The organism is Cellulomonas sp. zg-ZUI22 (assembly GCF_017353535.1).
Taxonomy (GTDB): domain Bacteria; phylum Actinomycetota; class Actinomycetes; order Actinomycetales; family Cellulomonadaceae; genus Cellulomonas; species Cellulomonas wangleii.
The window spans coordinates 711,667-723,417 of record NZ_JAFMUZ010000001.1; the positions used below are offsets into that span (position 1 = coordinate 711,667).

An 11,751-nucleotide genomic window follows, 5' to 3' on the forward strand; every position below is an offset into this window, starting at 1 on the left:
TCAGAACCGGTCCGGGTCGCCCGCACCCACCCGGACGACCTCCGGTGCCCCGGACGTCCAGTCGACGACCGTGGTGGGCTCGGTGCCGCGGTCACCCCCGTCGACGACGGCGTCGAGCACGTCGTCGAGCTCCTCCTTGATCTGCCAGCCCTCGGTCATCGGCCAGTCGTGGCCGGGCATCAGCAGGGACGACGAGAGCAGGGGCTCACCCAGCTCGCGCAGCAGGGCGTGCGTCACCGGGTCGTCGGGGATGCGGACGCCGACCGAGCGCTTCTTGTCGTGCGCGAGGCGCCGTGGCACCTCCGGCGTCGCGGGCAGGATGAACGTGTACGGGCCGGGCGTGGCGGCCTTGATGGCGCGGAACGCGCTGTTGTCCAGGTGCACCAGCTGCCCGAGCTGTGCGAAGTCGCAGCACACCAGCGTGAAGTGGTGGCGGTCGTCGAGGTGCCGGATGCGGCGGATGCGATCGGCGCCGTCGTGGTTGTCCATGCGGGTGCCCAGGGCGTACATGACGTCCGTCGGGTACGCGATCACAGCGTCGTCCCGCAGCATGGCCACCACCTGGGCGACCGACCGCGGCTGCGGGTCCGTGGGGTGGACGTCGAAGTACCGGGCCATGCGCCTCAGCGTAGGAGGCGCGCGCCCGGTCCGCGCGCGTGGGTGCGGCTCACGGCAGGCGGTCGGCCACCTGGGCCACGAGCTGGGAGAGCAGGGCCGGCTGGGCGGCGGCGGCCAGCACCGCCCCGGCCGTGACGGCACCCACGACCGACCCGACCCGACGCAGCGTCGCCACCATGGTCCGCACCTCCGTCCTCGCGCCACCCCCGTGGTGGCGTGGTGCCAGCCTGTCGCCCGGCCCGCGCCCCGCACATCCGGGCGGACCCCCCTCCGTGCCCGGGGGACAGCCCCCGGTCGGCTCGGGGTCCGGTGCCGCGCGGCACGTCGCGCCCACCCGGTGCACGCCCGCTGACCAGGACCGACGTCCCGACGTCGACCCTGAGTGCCGGGGCCCGCGCGCTCAGGGTCGCGTCCGGGGCCAGCCCTGGTGCCGAGCGGTCGCCCGGGGGTGGACGATCGTCGGTGTGACCACCACCGACAGCACCCGGGCCGAGACGCCCATCGCCACCGCGCGCGGCCTCGTGCGCACCTACGGCTCCGGCCCCACCGCCGTGCACGCGCTCGCGGGCGTCGACCTCGACGTCCAGCGCGGCCGGCTCACCGCGACGATGGGGCCCTCGGGGTCCGGCAAGTCCACCCTCATGCACTGTCTCGCGGGCCTCGACCGGCCCACGTCGGGGACCGTCGTCGTCGACGGCGAGGAGGTGTCGGCCATGTCGGAGCGCCGCCTGACCCGGCTGCGGCGCGACCGGATCGGCTTCGTCTTCCAGGCGTTCAACCTGGTGCCCACGCTCACGGCGCTGGAGAACATCACGCTGCCGTTCGACATCGCCCGCCGGCCGGTCGACCGCGAGCACCTCGACGCCGTCGTGCAGGCCGTGGGGCTGTCCGACCGGCTGAGCCACAAGCCGGGCGAGCTGTCCGGCGGTCAGCAGCAGCGCGTCGCGTGCGCCCGCGCCCTGGTCACGCGCCCGGCGGTGGTGTTCGCCGACGAGCCCACCGGCAACCTCGACTCCGCGTCGGCGCACGAGGTGCTGTCGTTCCTGCGGCGCAGCGTCGACGAGCTCGGCCAGTCGGTGGTCATGGTGACGCACGACCCGACGGCCGCGTCGTACGCCGACCGCGTCCTGTTCCTCGCCGACGGGCGCATCGTCGACGAGATCTCCCAGCCGACCCCCGACACCGTGCTCGAGCGGCTCGGCGCCCTGTCGCGCCGCCCGTCCGGCGCCGGCGCGACCGGCGGCACCGCCCCCGCCGAGGTGCGCTGATGCTGCGCGTCACCCTGCGGGGCGTGCGCGCCCACGCCGTCCGGTTCGCGCTGTCGGTGCTGGCCGTGGCCCTCGGGGTCGCCTTCGTCGCCGGCACGTTCGCGCTGCGCACCATGCTGTCCGACACGTTCCACGGCATCGTCGACGCGCAGGCGCCGGCCGACGCGTACGTGCGGGGCGACGCACCCCTGGCCGGTGGCGGGGCCGCCGGGGCCGGGTTCTCGCTCGGTGAGCAGCGCGTGCCGGTGCCCGCCGCGCTGGCCGACGAGATCGCGGACGTCGACGGTGTGCGCGCCGCGCTGCCCGACCTGGCCGGACCGATCGTCCTGGTCGGTGCCGACGGGACGGCCGTGCAGTCGACGCAGGCGCCGTCGTTCGGGCTGGCCTTCCACGGCGACGACCCCGAGCTGCGGCTCGTCGAGGGGCGGGCCCCGACGGCGGCGGACGAGGTCGCGGTCGAGTCCGCGTCCCTCGAGTCGGCAGGCCTAGCCGTGGGGGACACCACCCGCGTGGTCCTGGGGGGCGAGGTCCGGGACGTCGCGGTCGTCGGCGAGGTCGACGCCGGCGGGCCGCTGGCCGGCGCCACGCTGGTCTACCTGCCCGTCGACGTCGCCACCGCCGTCTACGCCGCCGACGGGACCGTGGCGACGGTGTCGGTGTACGCCGAGGACGGCGTGGACGAGCGGACGCTCGTCGACCGCGTCACCGCCGCGCTCGACGACGCGGACGTCACCGGCGCCGAGGTCCTCACCGGGCAGTCGCAGCGCGACGACCTGCAGGCCGGCGTCGACCAGACCCTCGGGTTCGTCACGTCGTTCCTGCTGATCTTCGCGGTCATGTCGCTGTTCGTCGGCGGGTTCCTCATCGCCAACACGTTCGCGATGTCGGTGCGGCAGCGGGTGCGCGAGTTCGCGCTGCTGCGGGCCGTGGGCGCGTCGCCGGCGCAGGTGTTCGGTGTGGTCGTCGGCCAGGCGGCGGTCGTGGGCCTGGTCGGGTCCGCGCTGGGCGTCGTCGGCGGGCTGGGCCTGGTGAGCCTGCTGCGCGTCGTGTTCGAGGGGCTGGGCATGGACCTGGTGGGGGAGATCCCCCTGGACGCCACGACGGTCGTGACGTGCCTGGCGCTCGGCACCGTCGTGTCGGCCGTCGCCGCGGCGGTGCCCGGGCGGCGGGCCGCGCTCGTCGCACCCGTCGAGGCGATGCGGGGCGAGGTCACGGTGCCGGAGCGCTCGCTGCGCCGGCGCGGTCTGGCCGGTGCGCTGCTCGTCGCCGCGGGGGTCGCAGCCGTCACGTACGCGGCGCTGCGCCCCGAGGCGGACGCCGCCGAGCTCCTGCTCGGCGCCGGGGCGGTCGTCGTGCTCGTCGGCGTGCTCGTGGCGTCCCCGGCGATGGCACGCGCCGTGCTGCGCGTCCTGGCCGTCCCGTTCGTGCGCCTGCTGCCCCCGATGGGCCGCCTGGCCCGCGGCAACGTCGTGCGCAACCCGCGACGCACCGCGTCCACGGCGGGTGCGCTGGTCATCGGCATGGCGCTGGTCGGCGCGGTGTCGGTCATCGCGGCCACCGGGCAGGCGTCGCTCGTGCGCGTCGTGGAGAGCGCGACGAACGCCGACCTGGTGCTGCGGTCCGCGACGTCCGTGATCCCCACGGGTGCGATCACGGACGTGGCGGCGCTGCCGGAGGTCGGGCGGGCCGACGTGCTCGCGTTCACGCTCGGCGGCGTGTCGCCGGAGCCCGGCGCGACGCCGGGCGAGGGTGACGGCGCCGGCGTCATCGGCGTCGGGGACGGGGTCCTGGGCTCGTCCGTGGTCGTCGACGTGCTCCAGGGCGACGTCGACGACCTGGACACGACCCACGCGATCGTCAACGAGCGCATGGCCGCCGGCGAGGGCTGGTCGGTCGGCGACGAGGTCACGGTCGTGACCGAGGCCGGCGAGCGGACGCTCGACGTCGCCGCGGTCATCGACTCCCCGGTGCTCGGGGGTGCCGTGATCGTCCCGCAGGCGGTGCTCGACGAGCTCGCCCCCGGGCCGGCGCAGGTGACGGACACGGTGTTCGTCGACGCGGCCGCCGGGGTCGCGCCCGACGCGCTGCGGGCCGCCGTGACGGACGCGGTCGCACCGTACGTCGTGGTGTCCGTGCAGAACCGCGAGGAGTTCGTCGACCAGACCGCCGCGCAGGTCGACCAGCTGCTGGTGATCCTCTACGCCCTGCTGGGGCTGTCCCTGGTCATCGCGGTGCTCGGCATCGTCAACACGCTCGCCCTGTCGGTGATCGAGCGGACCCGGGAGATCGGGCTGCTGCGGGCCGTGGGCCTGGGGCGGCTGCAGCTCGCGGGCGTCGTCACGGTGGAGTCGGTCCTGACGGCCGTGTTCGGCACAGTCGTGGGCCTGGCGGTCGGGGTCGGCCTGGCCTCCGTCCTGCCGCGCGTGTACGCCGAGGAGGGACTGGACCGGCTCGCCGTGCCGTGGGACGGGCTCGCCCTGATGGTCGTGCTCGCGCTGGTCGTGGGTGTGCTGGCCGCCGTCTGGCCCGGTGCGCGGGCGGCCCGGCTGCGGGTGCTGGACGCGATCGCGACGCCGGACTGACGGCCGCGCGGCAGGAAGGAGCGGACGTGGCGCAGGGGGAAGGAGCGGACGTGGCGCAGGGGGAAGGAACGGACGTGGCGCAGGGGAACGCCCCGGCGGCGGCGGGACCCCGCCGCCGGGGTCGGGGCCGGGTGGTCCTCGTGATCGGCTGCGTCGTCGCGGTGGTCATCGCCGCCGGCGTGTGGGCGGTGGGCACCTACGGCCCCGCGTTCAACGTCTACCTCACCCCGCCCTCGCCGCGGACGTACGCGGACGTGGCGCTGCGGCACCTGGACGCCGGGCTCCGGGCGAGCGGGCCGCAGTGGGACGACGCGCGCGCCGAGGTGACCCGTGCGGCGCGGGACGCAGACTCGCTCGCCGACGTCCACGACGCGCTGCGCGCGGCGACGCGTGTCGCCGGTGGCCCGCACTCCGTCTTCCTCACGCCGCAGGAGGCGCGCGACCTCGACGGGCAGGCGACGCAGGAGTTCCGGGAGCCGACCGTCACGACGGCGGACGGCGTCACCACGGTCACGGTGCCGGCGTTCGGGAGCGCATCGAGCGACCTGCGGGACCGATACGCGCGCGCCGCGGCCGACGGGATCGCGGCGGCCGCGCCCGGCACCTGCGGGTGGGTCGTCGACCTGCGGGGCAACACCGGCGGCGACATGCACCCGATGCTCGCGGGGGTGTCGGCCCTGCTGCCGGACGGCACCGCGTTCGAGCTGGTCGAGCGCGACGGCCGGGCCATGGCCGTGACCATCCGGTCCGACGGTGTCGAGCTGGCCGGTCACGTGACGAGCGTGGGGTCGCGCGCCAAGGTCACGGGGGCGCCGGTGGCGGTCCTGCAGGACGGGCTCACGGGGTCCAGCGGCGAGGCCGTCCTGACCGCGTTCCGCGGGCTCGACGGCGTGGAGTCGTTCGGGGAGCCGAGCTACGGCTACACCTCGGGCAACGCGTCGTACTCGTTGTACGACGGGGCGCTCATGCTCGTCACCGTCCACACGTACGTCGACCGTGACGGCACCGACCTCGGCGAGCGGCCCGTCGAGGCGGACCACGCCGTGCCGGCGGACGACGCCGACGAGGCCGCGCGGTCGTGGCTGGCGCAGCAGGGCTGCGGGCCGGGGTAGGCCTCTCCTACGCCGGCACCAGGTGGTCCGGGCAGGGCGCGTAGTGGTCCGGTGCGACGGTCAGCTCGCCGCGCCCGCCGGTCAGCGAACGCAGGTCCAGCACGTAGCGGCTCAGCTCGGCCTCCGGGACGGTCGCCTCGACGACGACCTCGCCGCCGTCGAGCGACACGGTGTCCGTGATCCGCCCGCGCCGCGCGGCCAGGTCGCTCATGACGTCGCCCTGCGCGGACTGCGGGACGGTGACGTGCACCCGGCAGACCGGTTCCAGCACCATCGTGCCCGCCGTCGTCAGCGCCTCGCGCAGCCCGGCGGCCGCCGCGGTGCGGAACGCCATGTCGGACGAGTCCACGGAGTGCGCCTTGCCGTCGACCGCCTCGACGCGGAGGTCGACCACGGGGAACCCGTGCGGACCGCCGGCGGCCATCGCCTCGCGCACCCCGCGCTCGACGGCCGGCAGGTAGGTCCGGGGGATCGCACCGCCCACGATGGAGTCGACGAACTCGAAGCCGGACCCCGCCGGCAGCGGCGAGACGCGCAGCTGCACCACGGCGTACTGCCCGTGCCCGCCGGACTGCTTCTTGACCTTGCCCTCGGCCTCCACCGGCCGGGCGATGGTCTCGCGGTACCCGACCGGCACCGGGGACGTGGTGACGTGCACGCCGAACACCCGCGCCAGGCGCTCCAGCGCCACGGCCAGGTGGGTGTCGCCCAGCCCGCGCAGCACCGTCCGGTCGCCGGTGCGGTCCACGGTGAGCGTCGGGTCCTCGGCCGCCAGCCGTGCCAGCGCGGCCGAGAGACGGTCGTCGTCGGACTGCGTGACCGGGTCCAGCGCGAGCGCGTACACGCCGGGGCGCTCCCGCGTCGGCGGCGCCGTCAGCTGCACGCCGGGGGAGCCCTTGGCCGCGAGCAGCGACCCCGTGGGCGTCCCGGTGAGCTTGGCGACCGCGCCGACCTGCCCGGCGACGACCTCGTCGACCGGCAGGTGCTCCTTGCCGCGCAGGCGGAACAGGCCGGGCAGGCGCTCCTCGGTGCGGGTGGTGGTGTTGAGCAGGCGGTCACCCGCGCGCACCGTGCCGGACAGCACGCGGAACACGGTGACCTGCCCGACGAACGGGTCGGCGACGGTCCGGAAGGCGTGCAGCAGCGTGGGGCCGGCGGGGTCGGGCGCCACCTGCACCTCGACGTCGCCCGCGAGCACCGTCCGCGACCTCGCCTCCCCGCCGGGGCACAGCAGGCAGACCAGGTCCGCGAGCCGGTCGACGCCGACGCCGGTGGTGCCGGAGACCACCATGACCGGCACCGCCTCGCCGGCGCACACCTCCTGGGCGAGGGTCCGCCCCAGGTCCGCGGCCGACGGCTCGTCCCCCGCGAGGTAGCGCTCGAGCTGGTCGTCGTCGTGCGCGACGATCTCCTCGGTCACCTGCTCGTGCAGGCGGTGCTCCTCCTCGGCCACGCCGGACGGCAGCGGCTCGTCGTGGTGGCGCCCGTCGGCGTCGTACCCGTAGCCCTCCTCGGAGAGCACGTCGGCGATGCCCGTGAACGCCGTCTCGTCACCGAACGGCAGCTCCAGCGGCACGACGATGCTGCCGAACGCGTCGCGCAGCTCGCTGAGCACGCGGTGGAAGTCGGCGCGGGCCTTGTCCTCCTTGGTGACGACGACGACGCGCGGGACGCCCGCCTCCGCCGCGGCACGCCACGCCAGGTGGGTGCCGGCCTGCACGCCGTCGACGGCGGACACGACGACCACGGCGAGGTCGGCCACGGCCAGGGCCGTGTCGACGGCGCCGGCGAAGTCGAGGAACCCGGGGGTGTCCAGCAGCGTGACGTCGTACGGCGTGCCGTCGTCGGTCTGCCATCGGAACGGCGCGATGCCCAGGGCCAGGGAGATGCCGCGGGCGATCTCCTCCGGCTCGTGGTCGCTGACCGTGCTGCCGTCCTCGACGCGGCCGGCCCGCGGGACGGTGCCGGCGCGGTGCAGCAGCGCCTCGGTCAGGGTGGTCTTGCCGGAACCCGAGGCGCCGATCAGCGCGACGGTGCGGACGGCGGCCGACGGTGCCTGGTCCATCTGGACCCTCCCACGCTGGAGGTGAACTTGCGGCCAGCGTAGGGCGCGCGGGCACCGGACGGCAGGACGAGGGTCCCTGGTCCGGCCGCCACGACGGTGCCACGAGGTGCCGCTGCGCGGACGACGACGGGCCGGACCCCCGCTCCCGCAGGAGAGGTGGTCCGGCCCGTCAGGGGTGCGTCAGGCGGGGGTCGTCAGCTCGCGGCGAGGATGTCGACCACGAAGACGAGCGTCGAGTCGCCGGGGATCGTCTCGCCCTGGCCCTCGGCGCCGTAGCCCTTGTCCGGCGGCACGACCAGCATGACCTGGCTGCCGACCTTCTGGCCGACGAGGCCCTCGTTCCAGCCGGCGATGACGGTGGCCTGGCCGATGTTCTCGACCGGGAAGGGCGCCCCGCGCTCCCACGAGGAGTCGAACTGCGTGCCGTCCCAGAGCCAGCCCGTGTAGTGCACGAGCACGGTCTGGCCGGCGGCCACCTCGGGACCCGAGCCCTCGATGAGCGGCTGGGCCACGAGCTCGGCCGGAGCCTCGCCCGACGCCGGCTCGAGCGACGGTGCCCCGTTGTCGGCCAGGGTCACGGTGGGCAGGCCCTCGACGGGCGCGACGGCCGTGCCGTCGGCGCGGCCCGGGCGCTTGGAGACGACCTCGGCGACCGCGACGGCCGCGGCGTCCTCGCTCTGGGGCAGGGCGAAGGCGAACCGGGTGCCGACCTTGGCGCCGATGAGGATGTCGGTGAGCACGGGCGCCAGCGACGCCTCGCTGACGACGATCTGCTCGGGGGCACCGCTGGCCCACGACGACGAGAGCGGCGAGGCGTCGGCGCCGTTGAGCCACACCGAGTGCAGGTCGATGAGGTCGCCGTCGGTGATCTCCTCGCCGGTGCCCTCGTCGAGGACGCGGGCCACGGCGGCGGAGACGGTGAACGGGGTGCTGGGCAGGGTCACCTTCGGCTCGGCACCGGCGTCGCCCTCGACCGTCACGGCCTCGAGCGCGGCGACGTCCTCGGCGCTGGCCGTGGGGGCCTCGGTCGACGCGTCGGTCTGCTGCGGGGCGGGCGTGGTCGGGTCGTCGCTCCCGCCGTCGCCGGCGCAGGCGGCGAGGGTCAGGCTGAGCGCCAGGGCTGCGGCTGCGGCGCGCAGCGCGGTGCGGGGGGTGGGACGTCGCACGAAGGTCCTCCGGATGTCGGGAGACCGCCCCGGATCGGTGGACGGCCTCCGGCACCGTACGCGACGTTCCTGGGGGTTGCCTGGGCGGGCCGGTTGCCGAAACGCTTCAGCGGGGGTGCTGGCGGGTCACAGCAGGCGCCGTGACCCCGGCTGCGCGACCCGCAGCCACCGGTACCCGTAGCCCTCGAGCTCGACCTCCACGCGGCCCTTCTCGTCCGGCACCAGCTCGTCGTCGCGCAGCAGGTCGATGAGGCGGGAGTCCTCGTCGGTGTCGGGCAGGTGCAGCGGCACCCGCACCGCCTCGGAGCCGAGGTTGTGCAGCGCGACCATCGACGCGTCCTGCCACGTGGAGCGGTGAGCGAGCACGGCGGGGTGCGGCTGGTCGAGGATCTCCGCGTGCTCCGTCCACCCGAGCTCGGGGCACTCGCGGTACCGCCGGGCCAGCTGCTGGACGAAGTTGAGCAGCGAGTCGGGGTCCCGGCGCTGGTCGGACACGTTGACGTGCTCCGGCGCGTAGGCACCCTCGGGAACCGGGCCCGCCAGCCGCGACGGCGGCGCGTCGGAGAACCCGCCGTTGCGGCCCGACGTCCACTGCATCGGCGTGCGCACCGCGAGCCGGCCCTCGGCGGCGAGGTTCTCACCCATGCCGATCTCCTCGCCGTAGAACAGCACCGGGGTGCCCGGCAGGCTGAACAGCAGGGAGTAGACCATCCGCACGCGGCGCGGGTCGCCGTCGAGCATCGGGGGCAGGCGGCGGCGCAGGCCACGGTCGTAGAGCTGGTGCTCCGGCTCGGGGCCGAAGGCGTCGAACACCTCCTGGCGCTCGTCGTCCGAGAGCTTGTCGAGCGTCAGCTCGTCGTGGTTGCGCACGAACGTCGCCCACTGGGCGTCCGACGGGATGGTCGGGCGCGAGCGCAGGGTGTCGGCGATCGGCGTCGCGTCCTGGCGGGCCAGCGCCAGGTACATCTGCTGCATGAGGACGAAGTCGAACTGCAGGTTCAGCTCCGCGCCCTCGTGGTCGCCGTCGGAGTCGTGGTCGCCGAAGAACAGGCGCTGCTGGTCGTACGGCAGGTTGACCTCGCCCATGAGGATCGAGTCGCCCGTGCGCCGCGACAGGAACGCGCGCAGCTGCTGCAGGAACTCGTGCGGGTGGTCGACGTCGTCGCCCTTGCCGTTGGCGGCGTCGGCGAGGAAGAACGGCACCGCGTCGACGCGGAACCCGTCCAGGCCCATCTGCGCCCAGTACCCCACGAGCTTGGCGATCGCGTCGCGGACCTTCGGGTTCGCGGTGTTGAGGTCCGGCTGGTGCCGGTAGAACCGGTGCCGGTACCAGGCCTCCGCCTGCTCGTCGTACGTCCAGATGCCGTCCTCCTTGTCCGGGAACACGACCTCCTTCGACGTGTCCGGCGGGGCGTCCTCGCGCCACACGTACCAGTCGCGGTACGGGCTGTCCTTCGAGCGCCGCGCGGAGCGGAACCACGGGTGGCGGTCCGAGGTGTGGTTGACGACGAGGTCGGCGATGACCCGGATGCCGCGGTCGTTCGCGGTCCGGACCAGCTCGACGAGGTCGCCGGCGTCGCCCAGGCGCGGGTCGACCCCGTAGTAGTCGGTGATGTCGTAGCCGTCGTCGCGGTCGGCCGTCGGGTAGAACGGCATGAGCCACAGGCAGGTCACTCCCAGCTCGGCCAGGTGGTCGATGCGCTGGAGGAGTCCGGGCAGGTCGCCGATGCCGTCGTCGTTCCAGTCCATGTAGGTCTCGACGTCGAGGCAGTAGATGACGGCGGACTTCCACCACAGGTCACCGGTGTCGCGGATCCTCACGCGCCGACCTCCTTCAGGGCGGGCAGCAGGTGCTCGGCGGCCATGTCGACGAACGCCTCGAGGGTCGACGACGGGCGCGTCGCGGTGCCCTCGGCGTCGGGGTGCTTCTCGTCCGACGGGACGGGGTCGGTCGCGATCTGGTGCAGGTAGACGGCGTCGAAGCCGATCTCGGCCAGCGCGACGAGCCGGTCGGCGAGGCGCTGCGGGTCGTGCTCGACGAGCACGGACCCGCGCAGCACGTCGTCACCGACCTTGTCCGCGATCTGGTCGAACGCCTCCGGGGTGTCCAGGTCCCACGCGACGGGCGGGCCGATCGCGTTGCCCGCCCACTGCTCGCGCGCCAGGCGCAGCGCCTCGGCGTCCGTGGGGGCGAAGGACACGTGGACCTGCAGGGAGATCTCGCCGCGGCCGCCGGCGTCCCGGTACTCGGCGACGATCCGGCGCAGCTTCTCCTCCGGCTGGTTCACCGTGACCAGCCCGTCCGCCCAGCGGGCGTGGTTGCGGGCCGTGGCGACCGACACCGCCGGGCCGATGAGCAGCGGCTTGACGTCCGGGAGCGTCCACAGCTTGGCGCGGTCGACCTTCACGAGGCCGTCGTGCGTGACCTCCTCGCCGTCGAGCAGCGCGCGGATGATCTGGACGCACTCGACCAGGCGCGCGTCGCGCACCGGCTTGGGCAGCCACCCGTCGCCGGTGATGTGCTCGTTCATGTTCTCGCCCGAGCCGAGCGCCACCCAGAAGCGGCCCGGGTACATCGCGGCCAGCGTCGCGGCGGCCTGGGCGATGATCGCCGGGTGGTACCGCTGGCCCGGCGCGTTGACGACGCCGAACGGCAGGCGGGTCGTCGCCAGGGCCGAGCCCAGCCACGTCCAGGCGAACCCGGAGTGCCCCTGCGTGGACTGCCACGGTGCCCAGTGGTCCGAGCACATCGCGGCGTCGAAGCCGCGCTGCTCCGCCAGCTGCGTGGCCGCCAGCAGGGCGGACGGGTGGACCTGCTCGTGTGAGTTGTGAAAGCCGACGCGCACCATGCCGCACTTTCCTACCGTCTGGACGCTCGTCCCGCTCGGTGAACGGGCGTACCCGCTCCCGCCGGACGCTCGTGGCAGGCACGCCCGGTCC

9 protein-coding genes are annotated in these 11,751 nt (G+C 74.8%); 3 read left to right on the top strand and 6 right to left on the bottom strand.

The annotated features are described in order from the left end of the window. On the bottom strand, positions 1-618 hold the full coding sequence (locus J1G43_RS03285) for an L-threonylcarbamoyladenylate synthase (protein WP_207339607.1): 618 nt from the start codon (positions 616-618) through the stop codon (positions 1-3). Between the two features lie 49 nt (positions 619-667). Continuing rightward, on the bottom strand, positions 668-796 hold the full coding sequence (locus tag J1G43_RS19335) for a hypothetical protein (protein ID WP_278186562.1): 129 nt from the start codon (positions 794-796) through the stop codon (positions 668-670). Between the two features lie 286 nt (positions 797-1,082). Here J1G43_RS19335 and J1G43_RS03290 point away from each other — a divergent pair, with 286 nt between their 5' ends. The 3 genes from J1G43_RS03290 (at position 1,083) to J1G43_RS18875 (ending at position 5,580) form a co-directional block, all read left to right on the top strand. Beyond that, positions 1,083-1,886 carry an ABC transporter ATP-binding protein gene (locus tag J1G43_RS03290; RefSeq protein ID WP_207339606.1) on the top strand — a complete coding sequence of 268 codons (804 nt, stop codon included), beginning with the start codon at positions 1,083-1,085 and terminating at the stop codon, positions 1,884-1,886. Continuing rightward, positions 1,886-4,468, top strand: a complete 2,583-nt coding sequence (locus tag J1G43_RS03295) for an ABC transporter permease (protein ID WP_207377959.1) — start codon at positions 1,886-1,888, stop codon at positions 4,466-4,468. The genes J1G43_RS03290 and J1G43_RS03295 overlap by 1 nt, the downstream gene beginning before the upstream one ends. Positions 4,469-4,608: 140 nt before the next feature. Continuing rightward, on the top strand, positions 4,609-5,580 hold the full coding sequence (locus J1G43_RS18875) for a S41 family peptidase (RefSeq protein ID WP_207377960.1): 972 nt from the start codon (positions 4,609-4,611) through the stop codon (positions 5,578-5,580). Between the two features lie 7 nt (positions 5,581-5,587). Here the strand turns inward: J1G43_RS18875 and J1G43_RS03305 are convergent, their stop codons facing one another. The 4 genes from J1G43_RS03305 to J1G43_RS03320 all read right to left on the bottom strand — a co-directional run bounded on the left by J1G43_RS03305 (position 5,588) and on the right by J1G43_RS03320 (position 11,660). After that, a complete protein-coding gene (locus J1G43_RS03305; RefSeq protein WP_207339603.1) occupies positions 5,588-7,645 on the bottom strand; it encodes an elongation factor G in 2,058 nt (685 codons plus the stop codon). A 194-nt stretch (positions 7,646-7,839) separates the two neighbouring features. Beyond that, positions 7,840-8,811: an FKBP-type peptidyl-prolyl cis-trans isomerase gene (locus J1G43_RS03310; RefSeq protein WP_207369936.1), complete on the bottom strand. Its 972-nt coding sequence runs from the start codon at positions 8,809-8,811 to the stop codon at positions 7,840-7,842. A gap of 126 nt (positions 8,812-8,937) precedes the next feature. Next, entirely contained in the window at positions 8,938-10,632 is a 1,695-nt protein-coding gene (locus J1G43_RS03315) for an alpha-amylase family protein (RefSeq protein WP_207377961.1), read from the bottom strand. Beyond that, positions 10,629-11,660 carry a TIGR03885 family FMN-dependent LLM class oxidoreductase gene (locus tag J1G43_RS03320; RefSeq protein ID WP_207377962.1) on the bottom strand — a complete coding sequence of 344 codons (1,032 nt, stop codon included), beginning with the start codon at positions 11,658-11,660 and terminating at the stop codon, positions 10,629-10,631. Before J1G43_RS03320 ends, J1G43_RS03315 begins: the two co-directional genes overlap by 4 nt. Between the last annotated feature and the right edge of the window lie 91 nt (positions 11,661-11,751).